Source organism: Streptomyces nogalater (assembly GCF_039532885.1).
In the GTDB taxonomy this organism is placed as follows: Bacteria; Actinomycetota; Actinomycetes; order Streptomycetales; family Streptomycetaceae; genus Streptomyces; species Streptomyces nogalater.
Map to the genome: position 1 here is coordinate 1 of NZ_BAAASM010000074.1, position 19798 is coordinate 19798.

The following is a 19798-nucleotide window of genomic DNA, read 5'->3' on the forward strand; positions in this document are numbered from 1 at the left end:
GTTCCACCAGCAACGGCATCGGATCGGAGGCGGTGACCAGCTCCCGCAACGGATACCGGGCGAGCACCTCCGCCACCTCCGGGGCCAGCGCCGACGCGAGACGCCAGGCGGCCGGGCGGTCACGGTCCCGCAGGGCCGCCACCGCGTCCAGGAGGGGCCCGCGCTCCGCCTCCGGCACGCCGGCCGCCGCCCGCTCGTACAGCAGGGCGCCCTCCTCCAGCACCAGTTCGGTGTCGATGCCGGCCGGGATCTTGATCCGGGCGTGCTCGCCCCAGGTGGTGAGCGGGTCCGACCAGGCCTCCACCGTGTAGGTCCAGCGACCCGGTTCGCCCGCGGTGACCTCCGCCCCCCAGCGGTCGGTGCCCGGGGCGAGTTCCCGCATCGGCGTCCAGGGGCCGGGCCGGCCCGCCGGATCGCGCAGGACCACGTTCGCGCCCACGGCGTCATGCCCCTCCCGGAACACGGTGGCCGTGACCTCGAAGGACTCCCCGGCCACGGCCTTGGCGGGCCTGCGTCCGTGCTGGACCACGGGGCGTACGTCGAGGATGGGGATGCGGCCGAGGGCGGTGACGGGGCGGCCCGGGGTGGCTCCCGGGTCCGCGGTGGTGGGCGCATGGTCCGGCGTGCCGCCCTTCCCTCCCGTCGGCTTCCTTCCTGCTGCCTTGGCCTTGCTGCTTGTCGGGGGTGGTGACGAGTGGTGCCTGGCGGGCATGACCGCTCCTGTCCGCTGCAACGTGGGTATGGGCGGATGGACATGGGGAGGTGGGTCCTGCGGTGTGCTGTGGTACGCCTGTGGGGTGGATACCGAAGAGCCTTCCCCCTGGGTTCGGGTGGGCAATCCGGCACTGTGTTAACTACTCATGCGTACGCCCGCACACAAGACCGGTTCCCCTCTCTTTCCGGGTGCCCGGTGACCGGCACCTGACGCACCCGACACCCCCGGCGGGTGCGTCCCCACCGACCGCGCGGTAACCACTACCGTCGAAGACGACGACGAGACGCACGGCTTCGTGCGGCTCACCCCGCGACGCGTCCGAGGTGGAATGTGAAGGCGATCCGTCGGTTCACCGTCCGTCCCGTTCTCCCCGAGCCCCTCCGGCCGCTGAGCGACCTGGCGCGCAATCTGCGCTGGTCCTGGCATGCCGAGACACGCGATCTGTTCCAGTCCGTCGACCCCGAGGCCTGGGCCGCGGCCGGTGGCGACCCGGTACGGCTGCTGGGCCGGGTGCGCCCGGCCCGGCTGGCCGAACTGGCCGGGGACCGGCGGTTCCTGCGCCGCCTGACCGCCGTCGCCGACGACCTCGACGACTATCTGACCGGTGAACGCTGGTACCAGACCCAGGCGGCCGGCCTGCCCGCCGCGATCGCCTACTTCTCCCCGGAGTTCGGCATCACGGCCGCCCTCCCGCAGTACTCCGGCGGCCTCGGCATCCTGGCCGGCGACCACCTGAAGGCGGCCAGCGACCTCGGCGTGCCCCTGATCGGCGTCGGACTCCTCTACCGGCACGGCTACTTCCGCCAGACCCTCTCCCGGGACGGCTGGCAGCAGGAGCACTACCCGGTGCTCGACCCCAACGAACTGCCGCTCACCCAGCTGAAGGAGGCCGACTCCGCCCCCGCGCAGGTCTCCCTCGCCCTGCCCGGCGGCAAGGCACTGCGCGCCCGGATCTGGCTGGCGCACGTGGGCCGGGTGCCGCTGCTGCTGCTCGACTCGGACGTGGAGGAGAACGACCTCGGCGAACGCGGGGTCACCGACCGGCTCTACGGCGGCGGCAGCGAACACCGGCTGCAGCAGGAGATGCTGCTCGGCATAGGAGGGGTGCGGGCGGTGCGCACGTACTGCCGGCTCACCGGGCACCCCGTGCCGGAGGTGTTCCACACCAACGAGGGGCACGCGGGGTTCCTCGGGCTGGAGCGGATCGCCGAACTGTGCGACGGCGGGCTGGACTTCGACGCGGCCCTGGAGGCGGTGCGGGCCGGCACGGTGTTCACCACGCACACCCCGGTCCCGGCCGGCATCGACCGCTTCGACCGGGACCTGGTGGGCCGGCACTTCGGCCCCGACGCCGAGCTGCCCCGCATCGACGTGCGACGGGTGCTGGAGCTGGGCCGGGAGACGTACCCCGGCGGGGAGCCCAACCTCTTCAACATGGCGGTGATGGGACTGCGGCTGGCCCAGCGCGCCAACGGGGTCTCGCTGCTGCACGGCCAGGTCAGCCGGGAGATGTTCGCGGGCCTGTGGCCGGGATTCGACGCCGAGGAGGTGCCGATCACCTCGGTGACCAACGGGGTGCACGCCCCGACCTGGGTGGCGCCGGAGGTGCTGCGGCTGGCCACCCGGCAGGTCGGCGCCCAGCGGGCCGAGGACGCGCTGAGCGTCGGCGGCTCCGAGCGCTGGGACTCGGTCGCGGACATCCCGGACCAGGAGATCTGGGAACTGCGGCGCACCCTGCGGGAACGGCTGGTGCTGGAGGTACGGGAGCGGCTGCGCACGTCGTGGCGGCAGCGGGGCGCCGGTGACGCGGAACTGGGCTGGATCGACGGCGTCCTGGACCCCGACGTGCTGACGATCGGCTTCGCGCGCCGCGTCCCGTCGTACAAGCGCCTGACGTTGATGCTGCGGGACCGCGACCGTCTGACGGAGCTGCTCCTGCACCCCGACCGTCCGGTGCAGATCGTGGTCGCGGGCAAGGCGCACCCGGCGGACGACGGCGGAAAGCGGCTGGTGCAGGAACTGGTCCGCTTCGCCGACGACCCGCGGGTGCGCCACCGGATCGTGTTCCTCCCCGACTACGGCATGGCGATGGCGCAGAAGCTCTACCCGGGCTGCGACGTGTGGCTGAACAACCCCCTGCGCCCGCTGGAGGCGTGCGGTACGTCGGGCATGAAGGCGGCACTGAACGGCTGCCTGAACCTCTCGGTGCTGGACGGGTGGTGGGACGAGTGGTTCCAGCCGGACTTCGGCTGGGCCATCCCGACGGCGGACGGCGCGGGCACCGACCCGGACCACCGTGACGACATCGAGGCCGCCGCCCTGTACGACCTGCTGGAACAGCGGATCACGCCCCGCTTCTACGAACGCGGGCGGGCCGGTCTGCCCGACCGCTGGATCCAGATGGTCCGCCGGACCCTCTCCCTGCTCGGCCCGAAGGTGCTGGCCGGGCGCATGGTCCGCGAGTACGTGGACCGCCTGTACGCCCCCGCGGCCCGGGCCCACCGCGCGCTGACCCCGGACACCGCCCGGGACCTGGCCGGCTGGAAGGCCCGGGTGCGGGCGGCCTGGCCCGGGGTGAGCGTGGACCACGTGGAGACGACGGCGACGACGCCCACGGCGGAACTGGGCACGACGGTGGGCCTGCGGGTCCGGGTGGCCCTCGGCGAGCTGACCCCCGACGACGTGGAGGTCCAGGCGGTGTCGGGCCGGGTGGACGAACAGGACCGCATCACCGACGCCACGGTGGTCCCCCTGAAGCCGGCCGGCACCGCCGACCTGGAGGGCCGCGTGCTCTACGAGGGCCCCCTCTCCCTGGACCGCACCGGCCCCTACGGCTACACGATCCGCATCCTCCCCACCCACCCCCTCCTCGCCTCCCCCGCGGAGACGGGCCTGGTGACGATCCCGTCGGAGGAGGTGGTGGAGGGAGCGGGGGTGGTGCTGCGGTGAGGCGGGGCGGGGGCGCGGGCGCCGACCCGGGCGGCAGCCCCCAGCCCGTCTTCCGTGCCGTCCGGATGCCTCAAGGCGAGGCAGGTCATGACTCCGGCTCGTTTTCGCACAGGCGTTTCAGGACTGTTCCGCAGCGGCGGGCGTAGGCGTGCTGGAAGCCTCTGGTGGCCGGGCCGCCCGCCTTGGCGTACCACTTGGCCGGCTTGCTGAAGGCGGCGACCGTGAGCCAGACCGTGCCGTCGCCGGTGCGGTCGACCACGAAGGCCTCCTCGCCGCACTCGGGGTGGCCTTCGAGGGTGCCGTAGGCCCAGCCGGCGCGGCGGGGTTCCTCGGTGGTCCAGATGATGCGGCAGGGTGCCTTGACGACACCGGCCAGGGTGACCGTGACCTCGACGCCGGGGGCCGCGCGGCCGGCGGTGGCGTCGAGGCCGACGCCCAGCTCGCGGTGCATCTCCCAGGTCAGGACCGCCTCGGCGGCCCGCCGGAACACCGCGTGGCCCTCGCCGAGGCGGGTGCGCACGAGCATGGGGCGGAAGCCGGGCGGGCAGAACGTCAGGTCGTCGCGGGTCGCACCGACCGGCTCATAGGTGAAGGGCGCCGAAGACATGGGTCACAAGGGTAGGGCGGCACCCGGGAACGTGGTGTTCCCGGGTGCCGCCCCGTGGTGTGCCGGTCCGGCGAGGGTCAGTTGACGTTGACGGCGGTCCAGGCCGCCGCGACCGCCTTGTACTCGGCGCTGGTGGAGCCGTACAGCGCGGACGCCGCGTTCAGGGTCGCCGTACGGGCGGCCTTGTAGTTGGTCGTCGACGTCATGTACGTGGTCAGCGCCTTGTACCAGATCTGCAGGGCCTTGGCGCGGCCGATGCCGGTGACGGCGGAGCCGTTGTACGTCGGCGAGTTGTAGGTGACGCCGTTGATCGTCTTCGAACCGCTGCCCTCCGCGAGGAGGTAGAAGAAGTGGTTCGCGACGCCGGACGAGTAGTGGACGTCCTTGTTGCCGACCGTGGAGGACCAGTAGTCCGCCGAGCCGCCGTCCTTGCTGGGCTTGTCCATGTAGCGCAGCGGGGTGCCGTCGCCGTTGATGTTGATCTTCTCGCCGATGAGGTAGTCACCGACGTCCGAGCCGTTGTTCGCGTAGAACTCCACGCCCGTGCCGAAGATGTCGGAGGTGGCCTCGTTCAGGCCGCCCGACTCACCGCTGTAGTTCAGGCCGGCGGTGTTGGAGGTGACGCCGTGGCTCATCTCGTGGCCGGCCACGTCCAGCGAGGTCAGCGGGTGGGTGTTGCCGCTGCCGTCGCCGTAGGTCATGCAGAAGCAGCTGTCGTCCCAGAACGCGTTCACATAGGCGTTGCCGTAGTGGACACGGGAGTAGGCGGCCTTGCCGTCGTTCTTGATGCCGTTGCGGCCGAAGGTGTTCTTGTAGAAGTCCCAGGTGGTCTGGGCGCCGTAGGCGGCGTCGGCGGCGGCCGTCTGGTCCGTGGTGGAGCTGGACGCGGCGCCGGTGCCCCACACGTCGTCCGCGTCGGTGAACAGCGTGCCGGTGCCGGACGTCTTGTGCGCGAGGTTGTACGTCTTGTGACCGCCGCGCGCGGTGTCGTACAGCTGGTACGTCGTGCCCGACTTGTAGGTGTTCAGGGTGACGGTGCCGGAGTACAGGCTCTTGCCGGTGCCGGTCTCGATGCCCTGGTACTCGTAGAGCTTCTTGCCCGTGGCCGCGTCGGTGATGACGTGCAGCTGGTTCGGGGTGCCGTCGTCCTGGAGGCCGCCGACGACCGTCTCGTAGGCGAGGACGGGCTTGCCGGAGCCGGCCCAGATGACCTTGCGGGCACCGTCCGCGGCGGTCTTGGCGGAGCCGAGCGCCTTGGCGGCGGACACCGCCTGCTGCTCGGCCTTGGCGGCGGTGATCTGCGGCTTGAGCGTGGCCGGCTTCAGGGCCGCGGAGGTGGCCTTGGTGACGCCCTGGGTCTTGCCGGTCTTGGCCGTGTGGACGATCAGGTCGCCGCCGAGCACCGGCAGGCCCGCGTAGGTGCGCTCGTAGCGGGTGTGCAGGGTGCCGTCGGCGTCCTTGACGACGTCCTTGGCGACCAGCTTCTCCTGGGCGCCGAGGCCTATCTGCCGCGCGGTCTGGTCCGCGCCGGACTGGGCCTGCTGGATCAGGGAGGTGCGGGCCGCGGCGGTCAGCGCGGTCGGGGCGGCGGCCAGGGGCTTGGCGGCGGCTCCGGTCGGAGTCTGCGCGCTCGCACTGGTGGTCACACCGGTGGAGATCAGGGCTCCGGCGGCGACAGCGGTGGCGATGGCCAGGGTGGTGCGCTTGTGACGCGCGTAGAGGGGGCTCACGCAAGCTCCTTCTCGTGGGGGAGTCCGGGCAGTGTGGGGTTACTGGCCGGAGTGTGTGGCGTTGTGAAGTTGCTGTGCTGCTGCGGCGGGTGGAGAGAGAGTGACATCAAGGGCGCGTACATGTCAGGACCCTGAAGTGATGTTGGCCGAAAATCGACCAACCGGTGAACGTTTCGGGGGTGTTAACCGGCGCCGCCCGAGGGGAACCGACCCCCGGGCAGCGCCGTCAACTCGGGTCCGACACGCTGCGGTTTACGGGAAGGTCAGCTTCCAGCCGTTGATCGTCCCGGTGTCGTAGGTGGCTTGATCCTGTACCCGCAGCTTCCAGGTTCCGTTGGCCGTCTCCGCCGCCGCGTTGACCGTGTAGGTCTCGTTGACGCCGTCCCCCGAGTCCGAGGAGCTGTAGCTCTTCAGCCGGTAGGCGGTGCCCGACGGGCCGACGAGGTCGATCACCAGGTCACCCCGCCAGGTGTGCGCGATGTCCACGCTGACCTGGAGGTTGGCCGGCGCGTTCCCGGTCCGGCCGGAGACGGTGATGTCCGAGGTGACGGCCGGCCCGTTGTCCGGGATGGACACCGGCGTGCTGCTCTCGTACGACGTGCCGCCCCCGCCACCGCCGCCCGAGCGGGCCCCGACCCCGATGCCCGCCCAGGCGTCCTGCACCGCCTTGTACTCGGCGCTGGTGGCGCCGTACAGCTCGCCCGCCGCCGCGAGGGTGCCGGTGCGGGCACCCGCGTAGTTGGTGGTGGACGTCCACTTGGTGGTCAGCGCCCGGTACCAGATCTGCAGCGCCTTGTCCCGGCCGATGCCGGTGACCGGAAGGCCGTCGGCGGTGGGCGAGTTGTAGCTCACGCCGTTGACGACCTTGGCGCCGCTGCCCTCGCTCAGCAGGTAGAAGAAGTGGTTCGCCGGGCCGGACGAGTAGTGCACGTCCACGCCGCCGATGCCCGAGTACCAGTTGTCCTTGGAGGCGCCGTCCTTGCTGGGCTTGTCCATGTAGCGCAGCGGGGTGCCGTTGCCGTTGATGTCGATCTTCTCGCCGACCAGGTAGTCCCCGACGTCGGTGGAGTTGTTCGCGTAGAACTCCACGCCCGCGGCCATGATGTCGCTGGTCGCCTCGTTCAGACCGCCGGACTCACCGCTGTAGTTGAGGTTCGCGGTGGCCGAGGTGACGCCGTGGCTCATCTCGTGGGCGGCCACGTCGATCGAGGTCAGCGGCTTGGCGTTGCCGGAGCCGTCGCCGTAGGTCATGCAGAAGCAGCTGTCGGTCCAGAACGCGTTGACGTACGCGTTGCCGTAGTGGACGCGGGAGTAGGCGCCGACGCCGTTGTTCTTGATGCCGCTACGGCCGAAGGCGCTCTTGTAGAAGTCCCAGGTGAGCGCGGCGCCGTAGTGGGCGTCCGCACCCGCGGTGGCCGCGTTGGAGCTGGTCCCGTTGCCCCAGGTGTCCGAGGACTGCGAGAACAGCGTGCCGGTGCCGGAGGTGCCGCGGTTGAGGTTGTACGTCTTGTGGCCGCCGCGCGCCCCGTCGGTGAGGTTGTACGTCGAACCCGACTGGGTCGTGGTCAGCGTGACCTGACCGCTGTACTGGGTGTTGCCCACGCCGTTCTTGACGCCCTGGTACTCGTACAGCTTCTTGCCGGTGGCCGCGTCGGTGATGACGTGCAGCTCGTTCGGGGTGCCGTCCTCCTGGAGCCCGCCGACCACCGTCTCGTACGCCAGCACCGGCTTGCCGGTCGCCGCCCAGATCACCTTGCGGACGCTGTCCGCGGCCGGCTTGGTCCCGCCGAGCGCCTTCGCCCGGCCCACGGCCTGCTGCTCGGCGGCCGTCCTCGACACGGCCGGGGTGAGACCGGCGACCTTCACCGTGGCGTTGGTGGCGCGCACCACCTCCATGGTCTTGCCGGCGGTGTCGGTGGCCACGACCAGGTCGCCGCCGAGCACCGGCAGGCCCGCGTAGGTGCGCTCGTAGCGGGTGTGCAGGGTGCCGTCGGCGTCCTTGACGACGTCCTTGACGACGAGCTTCTCCTGGTCGCCCAGGCCCAGTTGGCGGGCGGTGGCGGCCCGGCCCGCGTCGGCGTGCCGGATCAGCTCGGCGCGCTGCGAGGGGGTCAGCTTGACCGCCGTGTGCGCCGGGTTCGGCTTGCCGGCCGGCGAAGCCTCCGGGGCGGCGGTGGCGGCGCCGGCCTGGACGGCGGCGGCGATCAGGGCGGCGACGCCGGCGAGGGCGACGGTGGCGGTGCGGCGGTGCGCCGTGCGGCGCCGGGTGGTGTGGGAGGTGCGTCCGCGAGAGGAACTGCTTCTCAACACTGACTCCTTCTGCGGGACCGCGGATCGCGCGGCCAGGGGAGACCGGACGGTGGGTTCGGGCGTCCGGGCAGAACAGGGCGGTACGCGGAACCAGGTGCGGGTGCTCGGCCGGCCCACGCGGGCGTACGAAGGGCTGTGGGGTCGCTGTGAGTCGGCCTGGGAAGAGTGGCAGGAGAACTCGCCGCCTGTCAGGAGCGCGTCACGAAGTTGGCCGGAAATGGTTCGTTGACCGGATGTTCATGTTCGGTATGCGAACCGTTGGGGTGCGGTGTTCCGGGGATGTCCCGCCGCTCCGCCCCCGTCCCTGGAGCGATGTCCCGGTGAGGTACGGCCAAAACTCGATGGGCGTGACCGGCGGTGGTCCGTACGCTCGCGATGATGCCCACGACACATGCGACCGCCGACCGTTCCGCCGTACGCACCCTGCTGCGGCTGTGGCCGTACGTCCGCCCCGTGCGCGCCCGGCTGTGCACCGCGGCGGTCGTCGCGGTCGTCGCCTCCTGCACCGGGCTGGTGATCCCGCTCGTACTGAAGTGGCTGGTGGACGGGCCGGTCGCGCACCGCGACCCGGCGGGCGTGTGGCGCGGCGCGCTGTACCTGCTGCTGCTCGGCATCGCCGAGGCGGTCCTGTTCGGCGTCCGGCGCTGGCTCGTGGCCCGGCCCCTGTCCCACGTCGAGGCGGAGATGCGGGCGGGGCTGTACCGCCGGCTGCAACGCCTGCCGGTGGCCTTCCACGACCGCTGGGCGTCCGGACAGCTGCTGTCGCGCGGCACCACCGACCTGATGCTGCTGCGCATGTTCCTCGCCTTTCCGCTGACCTTCCTGCTGGTCAACGGCGTGACGATCCTCGTCGGCGTGGTCATCATGCTGGTGCAGGACTGGCTGCTGGGCCTGGTCATCCTCGGCCCGGCCGTTCCCGTGATGTGGACCTGCGCGGTCTTCGAACGGCGGTACGCGCAGGTGGCCCGGCGCGCCCAGGACCAGGTCGGTGACCTGACCACGGTCGTCGAGGAGAGCGTGCTCGGCATCCGCGTGGTCAAGGGGTTCGGCCGGCACCGCAGCCAGGCGCGCGCGTTCCGGGAACTCGCCGGCCGGCTGCGGGGAACGGAGCTGCGCAAGGCGCGGCTGCTGGCCACGATCTGGGGCGTCATCGTGGCACTGCCCGAGGTGGCCATCGGGGCGGCCCTCGTCCTCGGCGCGGTCCGCGTCGCCGACGGCGAACTGTCCGCGGGCACACTGGTCGCCTTCCTCGGCACGGCCCTCGCGCTGCGCTGGCCCGTCGACTCCATCGGCTTCCTGCTGGCCATGAGCCAGGAGGCGGCCACGGCCACGGAACGCTACTTCGAGGTGACGGACGAGGCGCCGGAGGGGGAGCGGACCGTGTCGGGTGCGGGGGATGGACCAAGGACCGGCACCGGAACCGGAGACAGGCCCGGAACGGGGGCCGGGTCCGGGGCGGGAGTCGTGACCGGGTCCGGGATACGTTTCGAGGGGGTGCGGTTCCGGTATCCCGACGCGCCCCCCGGCTCCCCGCCCCTCCTCGACCGCGTCGACCTGCACATACGGTCCGGGGAGTCCATGGCACTCGTCGGTGCCACCGGCAGTGGGAAGACCACGCTCACCGCCCTCGTCCCGCGCCTGTACGAGGTCACCGCCGGCCGGATCACGCTGAACGGTGTGGACATCACCGACATGCCCCGCGAGGAACTGCGGTCCAGGGTCGCCGTGGCCTTCGAGGAACCCACCCTGTTCTCGGCGAGCGTCGGCGAGAACGTACTGATGGGCGCCCCGGACGGGGCCGGGAAGCCCGAACTCGACCGGGCCATCGCCATCGCCCGCGCCGACTTCGCGTACACGCTGCCGCAGGGCACGGACACCCGCGTGGGCGAGCAGGGCCTCAGCCTGTCCGGCGGCCAGCGCCAGCGTCTCGCGCTGGCCCGCGCGGTGGTCGGCCGCCCCGAGTTCCTCGTGCTGGACGACCCGCTGTCCGCCCTGGACGTGCACACCGAGGCCGCCGTGGAGGCCGCGCTGCGGAGGGTCCTCGCCGACACCACCGCGCTGATCGTCGCCCACCGCCCGTCCACGGTGCTGCTCGCCGACCGGGTCGCCCTGCTCTCGGGCGGCCGGATCGCGGCCGTCGGCACCCACCGGCAACTGCTGCGCGACAACGCCGAGTACGCCCACCTGATGTCCGGGGAACGGGAGGATCACCGATGACCACCACCTCCGCCCCCACCGTCGCCGACGACGGTCCCGCCCGCTCCCGGGACCCGGACGGCGCGGGCGGCACGGACGACGCCTTCGACCGGGACGTCCTGCCCACCCCGCCCGGCGCCACCACCGCCCTGCTGCGCTCGCTGCTCGCGCCGATGAAGGCCCGGGTCGCGGTCACCACGCTCCTGCTGCTGCTCCAGCAGGCGGCGGTGCAGGCGGGCCCGCTGCTCGTGGCGTACGCCATCGACACCGCCGTACCGGCCCTCCGGCAGGACCGGAACGGCCCGCTGATCGCGGTCGCCGCCGGCTATCTGCTGTGCGCCCTCGCCGCGGGCGTTGTGCAGTTCGCGTTCATCGAGGTCTCCGCGCGGGTCAGCCAGGACGTGCTGCTGGACCTCAGGGGCCGGATCTTCCGGCACGCGCAGGAGCTCAGCATCGATTTCCACGAGCGGTACACCTCGGGCCGGCTGATCTCGCGGGCCACCACGGACGTGGAGTCGCTGCGCGAACTCCTCGACGAGGGGCTCCAGGAACTGGTGACCGTCATCCTGTCCTTCGTCTCCATCTCGGCCCTGCTGCTCTGGCTGGACCTCGGCCTCGGCGCGGTCGCGGTGGCGTCCTTCGGGCCGCTGTACCTGCTCGTCCGGCTCTACCGGCGGCGCGCGGGGCGGGTGTACGGCGCCAAGTCCACGGCGATGGCGGCGGTGATCGTGAAGTTCACGGAGACGATGAACGGCATCCGCCCGGTGCGCGCCTTCCGCCGGGAGGCCGCGAACGACGCCGAGTTCGCGGTGCTGAACGCCCGGCACGAGCGGGTGAACGGGGACGCGCTGCTGGAGATGGCCCGCTATGTGGTCGGCTCCCGGCTGGTGGCCAACACGGCGGTCGCGGCGATCGTGCTGTGGGGCGCCCACCGGGTGGCCACCGGCTCGCTGGAGCTGGGTGTGCTGGCGGCGGCGGTGCTGTACCTGCGCCGCCTGTACGACCCGATCGACCGGCTCGGCATGTTCCTGAACTCCTACCAGTCGGCCGCCGCGTCCCTGGAGAAGATCGCCGGGCTGCTGGCCCAGGAGCCGACCGTGCCCGAGCCGGCCACCCCGCGTGAACTCCCGCCGCTCAAGGGCGGTTTCCCCGGGCGAGAAGTGGTGTTCGACGGGGTCCGGTTCGGCTACCGTACCGGCGGCGAGGTGCTGCCCCGCTTCGACCTCACCCTGCCCGCCGGACAGACGGTCGCGGTCGTCGGCTCCACCGGCGCGGGCAAGTCCACCCTGGCCAAGCTGCTCGCCCGGTTCTACGACCCCTCCGCCGGGCGCGTGCTGCTGGACGGCGTGGACCTGCGCGAGCTGTCCACCGCCGAACTGCGGCGCGGGGTGGTCATGGTGACGCAGGAGGCGTTCCTGTTCTCCGGCACGGTCGCCGACAACATCGCCCTCGGCCGTCCCGACGCCACCCGGGAGGAGATCGAGCGGGCGGCGAAGGCGATCGGCGCGCACGAGTTCATCGCCGCGCTGCCCGACGGCTACGACACCGACGTCCGCAAGCGCGGCGGCCGTATCTCCGCCGGGCAGCGCCAACTGGTCGCTTTCGCACGGGCGTTGCTCGCCGATCCGGCGGTGCTGATCCTGGACGAGGCGACCAGCTCGCTGGACATGCCGGGGGAGCGGGCGGTGCAGCGGGCGATGGCGACGGTGCTGCGGGGCCGCACCGCCGTGGTCATCGCCCACCGGCTGTCCACCGTGGAGATCGCGGACCGGGTCCTGGTGATGGAGGACGGCTGCGTCGTCGAGGACGGCACCCCGGACGAACTCGTCGCGGGCACGGGCCGGTTCGCGAACCTTCACCGCGCATGGCGGGACAGCCTGGCCTAGCCCCCCGGCTCACGGACCGCCGCCCGGGGTCACCCCCGGCCCGGGTACGGCAGCAGGCCGCTCGCTATCCGCTCCCACGCACCCTTCAGCTCGGCCAGCAGGTCCGGGCGGCCGGCGGCCAGGTCGGCCTGTTCGCGGAGGTCGGCGGCCAGGTCGTAGAGGTGATCGGTGCCGGCGGCGTCCTGGTAGTACTTCCAGTGGCCCCGGCGCAGCGCCCGGTTGCCCCGGACCCGCCAGAACAGGTCGCGTTCGGGCAGGCGTTCGCCGCGCAGCAGGTAGCCCGCGAGGCTGGTGCCGTCCAGCGGGTGGGCGGGGTCGGGGCGGGCGCCGCCGAGTTCCAGCAGGGTCGCGGTCCAGTCGGGGGAGAAGTTCGGCTCGTGGCTGACCTGGTGGCCGTCGATCCGGGCCGGCCAGCGCAGAAGGGCCGGCACCCGGATGCCGCCCTCCTGCAGACCGGCCTTCCCGCCGCTCAGCGGCCACTGGTACGACCAGCGCTCCCCGCCGTTGTCGCTGGCGAACAGCACCAGTGTGTTCTCCTCCTGCCCGGAGCGGCGCAGCGCGGCCAGCACCTCGCCGACGGCCGCGTCCAGGCTCTGCACCATCTCGGTGTACTTGGCGACCGAGCCGCCGTCGCGGTGGCCCAGGGCCGCGGTGGCCTCCGCCGGGTTCTTCGCCGCCCGGACCCGCGCGGCGATCTCCGCGCCGGTCTCCGCGTCACCCTCGGCCAGCCAGGGCCAGTGCGGGGTGGTGAAGTTGAGGTTGAGCAGCCAGGGCCGGCGGTGCCGGCGGCCGACGTACTCGACGGCCCGCTCGGTCAGCACGGTGGTGTAGTAGCGCAGGTCGTGGTATTCGGCGTCGCCCTCGTACAGGTCGTGGTCGCCGAGCTGGCCCAGCTTGGAGAAGTACTCCAGGACCCCGCCGAAGTTGCCGAAGAACTCGTCCCAGCCGGACTTGGTGGGGCTGTAGTCGGGCAGCCAGCCGCAGTGCCACTTGCCGATGAGAGCCGTGTCGTAGCCGGCCTTCTTCAGCAGGGAGGCGAGCGTGGGGTGGTTCGGGTCCAGGCCCTGGGACCGGTCGGCCACCGGTTCGGCGAGGCCGCCCTTGGTGCGGCCCGGGTAGCGGCCGGTGTAGAGGCTGAAGCGGGTCGGCGAGCAGGTCGCCGAGCCGGAGTAGGCGTCGGTGAACCGCACGCCCTGGCGGGCCAGCCGGTCCAGGTTCGGGGTCTTGATGTGCGGTGCGCCGTACGAGGAGAGGTCGGCCCAGCCGAGGTCGTCACCGAGGATGACCAGGAAGTTGGGGCGGGGACCGGCAGCGGCGGCGGGGCGGGCGCGGAAGGGGCGTTCGGCGGGGGCGGCCTGGGCGGGGGTCGCGGCACCGGTGACGGTGGAGACCGCGCCGCCGCCGAGCAGACCGCCGAAGACACGGCGGGATATGTCGGACATGCGGGATCCTCGGAACGGCCGTGCCCCAGGACGGGGCACGGCGAGGTGAAGGGGGGAAGAAGAAGGGGAGCGAGGGTGCGGCTCAGCGACACAGGGCGCTGGACTGCCGGCACAGGTCTACATGCCGCCGCGCCACCAGCGCGATGCGCGCGTGTGTGTGTTCCGTGGCAGGCCTCATGATCACAGGACGGTGCCAGGAAGCCGTGAGAGCCGTCAAGACGCTGTCCGCCAGGCGGGATCACGGCACCCCCAGTTCGAACAGGGCGTAGCCGGCGTACGAGCCGGAGGCCAGCGCCGCGATCCCCAGCAGCGTGCACAGCACCGGCAGGCTCAGCCGGCGCAGCGCGGCCGCGAGCGGCAGGAACAGCGGGAAGCAGGGCAGCAGATAGCGGGAGATGTTGGCGACGATCTGCTGGCTGCCGAGGACCAGGGCCAGCGTGATCACGGTGTACAGCACCAGCACCGCCGGCGGGCGCAGCCGCAGCAGCAGCGGCAGCAGCGCGGCGGCCAGCAGGATGACGCCGACCGAGATGACGTCCGCGAACGGGTACGCGAAGAGGTAGTCGAACTTGCCGACGGGCACGGACGCCAGCACGTCCAGGGTCTGTTCGCCGTAGTCGAAGCTGTGCGCCCAGGCGCCCGACTGGAGCTTGAAGTAGCCGCCCAGGTCGCCCATGCGGTTGCCGACCCAGAGCAGATAGCCGAAGAGCCCGAGCGGGGCCAGGGCCATGGCCAGCACCGGGCGCAGCACCCCGTCCTCCCGGCGGCGCAGGGACAGCAGCGCGGACACGCCGAGCGCGGCGATCAGCGCGCCGGCGGTGGGCCGGTTCAGGCCGGCCGCGAAGGTGAGCACGCCGGCGGTGAGCCAGCGCCGGGTGAGTACGGCATGGCAGGCCCAGGCCGCCAGGGCCACGTACAGGGAGTCGGAGTAGACCGCCCACTCCACGCCCGAGCCCGGCCACACCGCCCACAGCCCGGCCGCCGCGAGCCCGGCCCGCCGGCCGCCGAACCGCTCGGCGACGGCGTAGATGCCGAGGGCGGCGGCGAAGGAGGCGACGATGGAGACCAGCAGCCCGGCGCCGTAGGAGCCGAGGCCGGTGACCGCCGAGGTCACCCGCATCAGCGCCGGGTAGAGAGGGAAGAACGCCGCCGAGTTGCCCTCCAGCGTGATCAGGCCGGTGGCGCCCGGGACCGGGACGAGCTTCGGGTCGTAGCCGTGCAGCGCGATCTGCTGGTACCACCAGCCGTCCCAGGTGGCCAGCACGTCCCAGGCGTGCGCGCCGCCGCCGAACCGGGGGTGCTTGGCGCGGTAGTCGCCGGTGGAGGACAGCAGGTACATGAAGGAGCAGAAGCCGGCCAGTTTCAGCGTGCCGAAGAGGGCGAGGACCGGGCCGTGGCGGCGGGCGGCGGCCCGCAGCCGGGAGCGCGGCGCGGCCTCGCTGTCCGGCGTGCGTATGCCGGGCAGGGTCGCGGTCACCGGACCACCGGCCCCGGGCGGCGGGCCAGGGTGCGCCGCATCCGGACGATCCCGCGCAGGTCCGCCAGCGCGGTGGCGACCAGGTCCACGCTGCTGTCCGGGTCGTCGACCCAGTCCACCGGCACCTCGTGGATGCGCAGGCCCGCCCGCTCGGCGAGCACCAGCAGCTCGGTGTCGAAGAACCACTCCCCGTCCCGCACCAGCGGCAACAGCCGCTCGGCCGTCTCGCGCCGGACCGCCTTGAATCCGCACTGGGCGTCGGAGAAGCCCACGGCGAGCGCCCAGCGCAGCAGGACGTTGTAGCAGCGGGAGATGACCTCGCGCTTGGTCCCGCGCACCACCCGCGACCCCGGCGCCAGCCGGGTGCCGATCGCCAGGTCGGAGTGGCCCGAGATCAGCGGCGCGACCAGCGGCAGCAGCGCGGCCAGCCCGGTGGACAGGTCCACGTCGAGATACGCCAGCACGGGCGCCCGGGAACCGGTCCAGGCGGCCCGCAGGGCCCGGCCCCGGCCCTTCTCCGGCAGCCGCAGCGAGGTCACCTCGGCCAGCTCGGCGGCCAGCCGGGCGGCGATGTCCGGGGTGCCGTCGGTGCTCGCGTTGTCGGCGATGGTGATCCGGAACGGATAGGGGAAGGTGTCCCGCAGATGCGTGTGCAGCCGCCGGACGTTGGGCTCCAGGTCCTTCTCCTCGTTGTACACCGGCACGGCCACGTCCAGGACGGGCTCGGCCGCCTCGTGGGCCGCCGGCAGCGGGGCGAGCCGGGGTATTCGGCGGAACGCCGGCGGGCCGGCGGGGCGCCGGCTCGGCCGGCTCGGTCGGATGTGCGTCACATGAACCCCGTTGGTTCTGGTCGGTCGGGTGTGCCGGGGGCACACCGGGGCGGGCGGAGGATCGAGGGCTAGCCGGTGGCCGTGGCGGACGGCGGCCGGCGGGTGGCCGTGGGCGGGAAGGAAGTGCTCCGGGTGTCCTCGGGGGTCGCGGAGTCCGTCGGCGTCATGGACGGCGTCGACGGCGCGAACGGCGCGAACGGCGTGAAGGATGCGGACGGCGTACCGTCCGGCGACCGGGACGGCGGCGCGGACGGCGGCTCGGACGGTGGGACGCTCGGTGTCGGTGTCGGTGTCGGTGTCGGTGCCGGGCTGGTCACGGGGCGCGGCGGCGCGGCGGGCCGGTCGTCGGTGGGGCCGTGCGGCCACAGCACCAGCACCAGACCGAGCCCGGCCCCCGCCAGCACACAGCCGGCGGCCCGGCGCGTCGCGCGCGCCCGGCGCCGGGCGCGCACCCCGGCGCGCAACGCCTCCCGGTGCCGGGCCTCGAAGGGCACCGGCTGCGGGTCCTGCCGCAGCAGCCCGGCCAACCGCCGCTCGAAGTGATCCATGCTTCTTCCTCACCCCACCGGCTCGATGACGTCGGCCAGCAGCCGGCGCAGCCGGGCCACCCCGCGTGCGGCATGGGACCGGGCCGTGCCCACCGGGCAGCCCAGGGTCTCGGCGACCTGCCGGTCGGGCAGGTCCTGGTAGTAGCGCAGCACCACGGCGGCCCGCTGACGCGGGGTCAGCTGGGCGAGCGCCGCCTCCAGCCGGGACCGTTCGGCGACGGTCGCCGAAAGGTCCCCGGCCGCGGCCGTCTCCGGGAGCTCCTCCACGGGCCGCTCACCCCACCAGCGACGGCGGGCCGAGCGGGCCGCGGCCCGCGCCAGCACCTTGCGCACATAGGCCTCGGGCGCCTCGTCGGCGACCTTCGGCCAGACGAACCACAGCTTGACCAAGGACTCCTGCAACAGATCCTCGGCCCGGTGCCGGTCGCCCCCGGTGAGCAGACGGGCCAGATGGAACAACACCGACCAGCGGGCCGCCACGAACGCGTCGTACTCACCGGCCCCGGTCTGCTCCATCCCCACGGTCCCCGTTCTCGCCGGCTGTCTTCACCAGGAGAAAGGCCCTGGACCCCGGCCCGCGCTGCACTCGGCGGGCGTGATCCGTGTCACGCACAGCCGGCACACAGGCCCCGCGCAGTGTCACACAGGCCCCGGACCGGCTCAGGAACCCCGCGGACACACAGGCACCGGGCCGGCGCACAGGACCGTGACGTCACACACACCGACCGGCGAGGGAACCCGCGATGCCCGACCGGCCCCGACCGGACCCAGCCGGTCCCGACCGGATCAGGCGGCCCGCAGCAGCAGTACCGTCCGCCCCGGCACCGTGATCCGCGCGCCCGCCCGGTGGACCGTGCCCGGCGCCCCGGTCTGCTCCTCGGCGGAGGTGTCCACGACCACCTCGTACGCTTCCGCCCACGGCGGCCCCGGCAGCACGAAGCCGGTCGGCCGCTCGCCCGCGTGCAGCACCGCGAGGAAGCTGTCGTCCACCACCGGCGCGCCTCGTTCGTCGCGGCCCGGGATGTCCCGGCCGGACAGATACATGCCGAGCGTGGCGGCGGGCGCGTACCAGTCGCCCTCGGTCATCTCCGCGCCCCGCGCGGTGAACCAGGCCAGGTCCCGCAGCCCGTCCGCGGTCTGCGCGCGGCCGGAGAAGAAGGCCCGCCGGCGCAGCACCGGGTGCCGGTGGCGCAGCGCGATCAGCCGCGCGGTCAGGTCGTACAGTGCCCGCCAGCCGGGCTCCTGAAGCAGCGACCAGTCCACCCAGCCGATCTCGTTGTCCTGGCAGTAGGCGTTGTTGTTGCCGCGCTGGGTGCGGCCGAACTCGTCGCCCGCGACCAGCATGGGCACACCGGTGGACAGCAGCAGGGTGGTGAGCAGGTTGCGCAGCTGCCGGCGGCGCAGCGCCCGTATGCCCGCGTCGTCGGTCTCGCCCTCCGTCCCGCAGTTCCAGGAGCGGTTGTCGTCGGTGCCGTCCCGGTTGTCCTCGCCGTTGGCCTCGTTGTGCTTGCGCCCGTACGACACCAGGTCGCGCAGGGTGAAGCCGTCGTGCGCGGTGACGAAGTTGACCGAGGCGTAGGGGCGCCGGCCGCCCCAGGCGTACAGGTCGCTGGAGCCGGACAGCCGGTAGCCCATCTCCCGTACGTCGGGCAGGGCACCCCGCCAGAAGTCCCGCACCGCGTTCCGGTAGCGGTCGTTCCACTCGGTCCACAACGGCGGGAAGGCGCCCACCTGGTAGCCGCCGGAGCCGATGTCCCACGGTTCGGCGATCAGCTTCACCCGGCGCAGCACCGGGTCCTGGGCGATCACCGCGAGGAACGGCGAGAGCATGTCGACGTCGTGCATCGAGCGGGCCAGCGCCGCCGCCAGGTCGAAGCGGAAGCCGTCCACGCCCATCTCGGTCACCCAGTAGCGCAGCGAGTCGGTGATCAGCCGCAGCACCTGGGGCTGGACGACGTGCAGGGTGTTGCCGCAGCCGGTGTAGTCGGCGTAGCGGCGGGCGTCGTCCTGGAGCCGGTAGTAGCCGCGGTTGTCGATGCCCTTCAGGGACAGCGTCGGGCCCAGCTCGCCCGCCTCCGCGGTGTGGTTGTAGACCACGTCGAGGATGACCTCGATGCCGGCCGCGTGCAGCGCGCGCACCATCCGCTTGAACTCGCCGACCTGCTGTCCGGTCGTGCCGGAGGCGGCGTAGCCGGCGTGCGGGGCGAAGTAGCCGATGGAGTTGTAGCCCCAGTAGTTGGTCAGGCCCCGGCGCAGCAGGTGGTCCTCGTGCGCGAACTGGTGGACCGGCAGCAGCTCCACGGCCGTGACGCCCAGCCGCACCAGGTGCTCGATCGCGGCCGGGTGCGCGAGCCCCGCGTAGGTCCCGCGCAGCTCCTCGGGGATGTCCGGGTGGAGCCTGGTGAAGCCGCGCACGTGCAGTTCGTAGATCACCGAGTCGGCCCACGGCGTCTTGGGGCGGCGGTCGTCGGACCAGTCGTCGTCATCGTGGACGACGACCCCCTTCGGGACGTACGGCGCCGAGTCCCGTTCGTCGCGCACGGTGTCGGCCACCGCCTGGTCCGGCCAGTCCCGCACGTGCCCGTACACCTCCGGCGGCAGCGCGAACTCGCCGTCCACCGCCCGCGCGTACGGGTCGAGCAGCAGCTTGGCCGGGTTCCAGCGGGCGCCGGTCCACGGGTCCCAGCGGCCGTCGACCCGGTAGCCGTACCGCTGCCCGGGCAGCACCCCCGGCACGAAGCCGTGCCATATCTCGTGCGTCAGCTCGGTCAGCGGGACCCGGGTCTCCCGCCCCGCCTCGTCGAACAGGCACACCCGGACCGCCTCCGCGCCCGCCGCCCACAGCGCGAAGTTGGTGCCGGCGACCCCGTCCGGGCCGGTCCGGAACCGGGCCCCCAGCGGGGTGGGCGCACCCGGCCACACGGCGGGGACGGGCGGTACGGGCCGCCGGGCGCCGTACACCGCCGCGGGTTGCCCGCTCCCGGCGGCCGGCTCCCCGGCCGGTGCCCGCTGCTCGGCTGCGCTCGTCACTGTCGGCCCCTCTTCCCGGCGGCTCGTCCGTGGCTCCGGCGCGGGCGCTGGGGGTGCCCGCCGGCGCACGCGGCTTCC

General features: G+C 72.9%; 13 protein-coding genes and 1 pseudogene. 3 read left to right on the plus strand and 11 right to left on the minus strand.

The annotated features are described in order from the left end of the window. Positions 1–712: maltotransferase domain-containing protein (locus ABD350_RS35685; protein WP_344353269.1), on the minus strand; the 712-nt coding region annotated here is incomplete at its 3' end. A 333-nt stretch (positions 713–1045) separates the two neighbouring features. Between ABD350_RS35685 and ABD350_RS35690 the strand changes: the two genes are divergently transcribed. Beyond that, positions 1046–3664 (plus strand): glycosyltransferase family 1 protein, encoded by a 2619-nt coding sequence (locus ABD350_RS35690; protein WP_344353270.1) that lies wholly within the window; start codon positions 1046–1048, stop codon positions 3662–3664. 85 nt (positions 3665–3749) lie between these two features. On the opposite strand, the gene ABD350_RS35695 is transcribed toward ABD350_RS35690, so the two are convergent. From ABD350_RS35695 to ABD350_RS35705, 3 genes are all read right to left on the minus strand, one after another. Further along, on the minus strand, positions 3750–4271 hold the full coding sequence (locus ABD350_RS35695) for a DUF1990 domain-containing protein (protein WP_344353271.1): 522 nt from the start codon (positions 4269–4271) through the stop codon (positions 3750–3752). A gap of 77 nt (positions 4272–4348) precedes the next feature. Further along, on the minus strand, positions 4349–6001 hold the full coding sequence (locus ABD350_RS35700) for a M4 family metallopeptidase (protein WP_344353272.1): 1653 nt from the start codon (positions 5999–6001) through the stop codon (positions 4349–4351). A 252-nt stretch (positions 6002–6253) separates the two neighbouring features. Continuing rightward, entirely contained in the window at positions 6254–8308 is a 2055-nt protein-coding gene (locus ABD350_RS35705) for a M4 family metallopeptidase (protein WP_344353273.1), read from the minus strand. Positions 8309–8689: 381 nt separating this feature from the next. Here ABD350_RS35705 and ABD350_RS35710 point away from each other — a divergent pair, with 381 nt between their 5' ends. Next, positions 8690–10528, plus strand: coding sequence for an ABC transporter ATP-binding protein (locus tag ABD350_RS35710; protein ID WP_344353274.1), 1839 nt, complete (start codon positions 8690–8692; stop codon positions 10526–10528). Next, positions 10525–12393, plus strand: a complete 1869-nt coding sequence (locus tag ABD350_RS35715; protein ID WP_344353275.1) for an ABC transporter ATP-binding protein — start codon at positions 10525–10527, stop codon at positions 12391–12393. The genes ABD350_RS35710 and ABD350_RS35715 overlap by 4 nt, the downstream gene beginning before the upstream one ends. A 29-nt stretch (positions 12394–12422) precedes the next feature. Here the strand turns inward: ABD350_RS35715 and ABD350_RS35720 are convergent, their stop codons facing one another. The 7 genes and pseudogenes from ABD350_RS35720 to glgX form a co-directional block, all read right to left on the minus strand. After that, positions 12423–13835, minus strand: a complete 1413-nt coding sequence (locus tag ABD350_RS35720) for a sulfatase family protein (protein ID WP_344353276.1) — start codon at positions 13833–13835, stop codon at positions 12423–12425. Between the two features lie 82 nt (positions 13836–13917). Continuing rightward, positions 13918–14013, minus strand: coding sequence for a putative leader peptide (locus ABD350_RS35725; protein WP_342447375.1), 96 nt, complete (start codon positions 14011–14013; stop codon positions 13918–13920). 60 nt (positions 14014–14073) lie between these two features. Then, positions 14074–15312, minus strand: a complete 1239-nt coding sequence (locus ABD350_RS35730; RefSeq protein WP_344353277.1) for a hypothetical protein — start codon at positions 15310–15312, stop codon at positions 14074–14076. A gap of 20 nt (positions 15313–15332) precedes the next feature. Further along, positions 15333–16079 (minus strand): annotated as a pseudogene (locus ABD350_RS35735) (dolichyl-phosphate beta-glucosyltransferase); the annotation flags it as partial. 131 nt (positions 16080–16210) lie between these two features. After that, complete coding sequence (locus tag ABD350_RS35740) at positions 16211–16690, minus strand: hypothetical protein (protein WP_344353278.1); 480 nt, start codon at positions 16688–16690, stop codon at positions 16211–16213. A 9-nt stretch (positions 16691–16699) separates the two neighbouring features. Continuing rightward, positions 16700–17206: a SigE family RNA polymerase sigma factor gene (locus ABD350_RS35745; RefSeq protein WP_344353279.1), complete on the minus strand. Its 507-nt coding sequence runs from the start codon at positions 17204–17206 to the stop codon at positions 16700–16702. A 270-nt stretch (positions 17207–17476) separates the two neighbouring features. Further along, positions 17477–19720: a glycogen debranching protein GlgX gene (gene glgX, locus ABD350_RS35750; protein ID WP_344353280.1), complete on the minus strand. Its 2244-nt coding sequence runs from the start codon at positions 19718–19720 to the stop codon at positions 17477–17479. Positions 19721–19798: the final 78 nt, after the last annotated feature.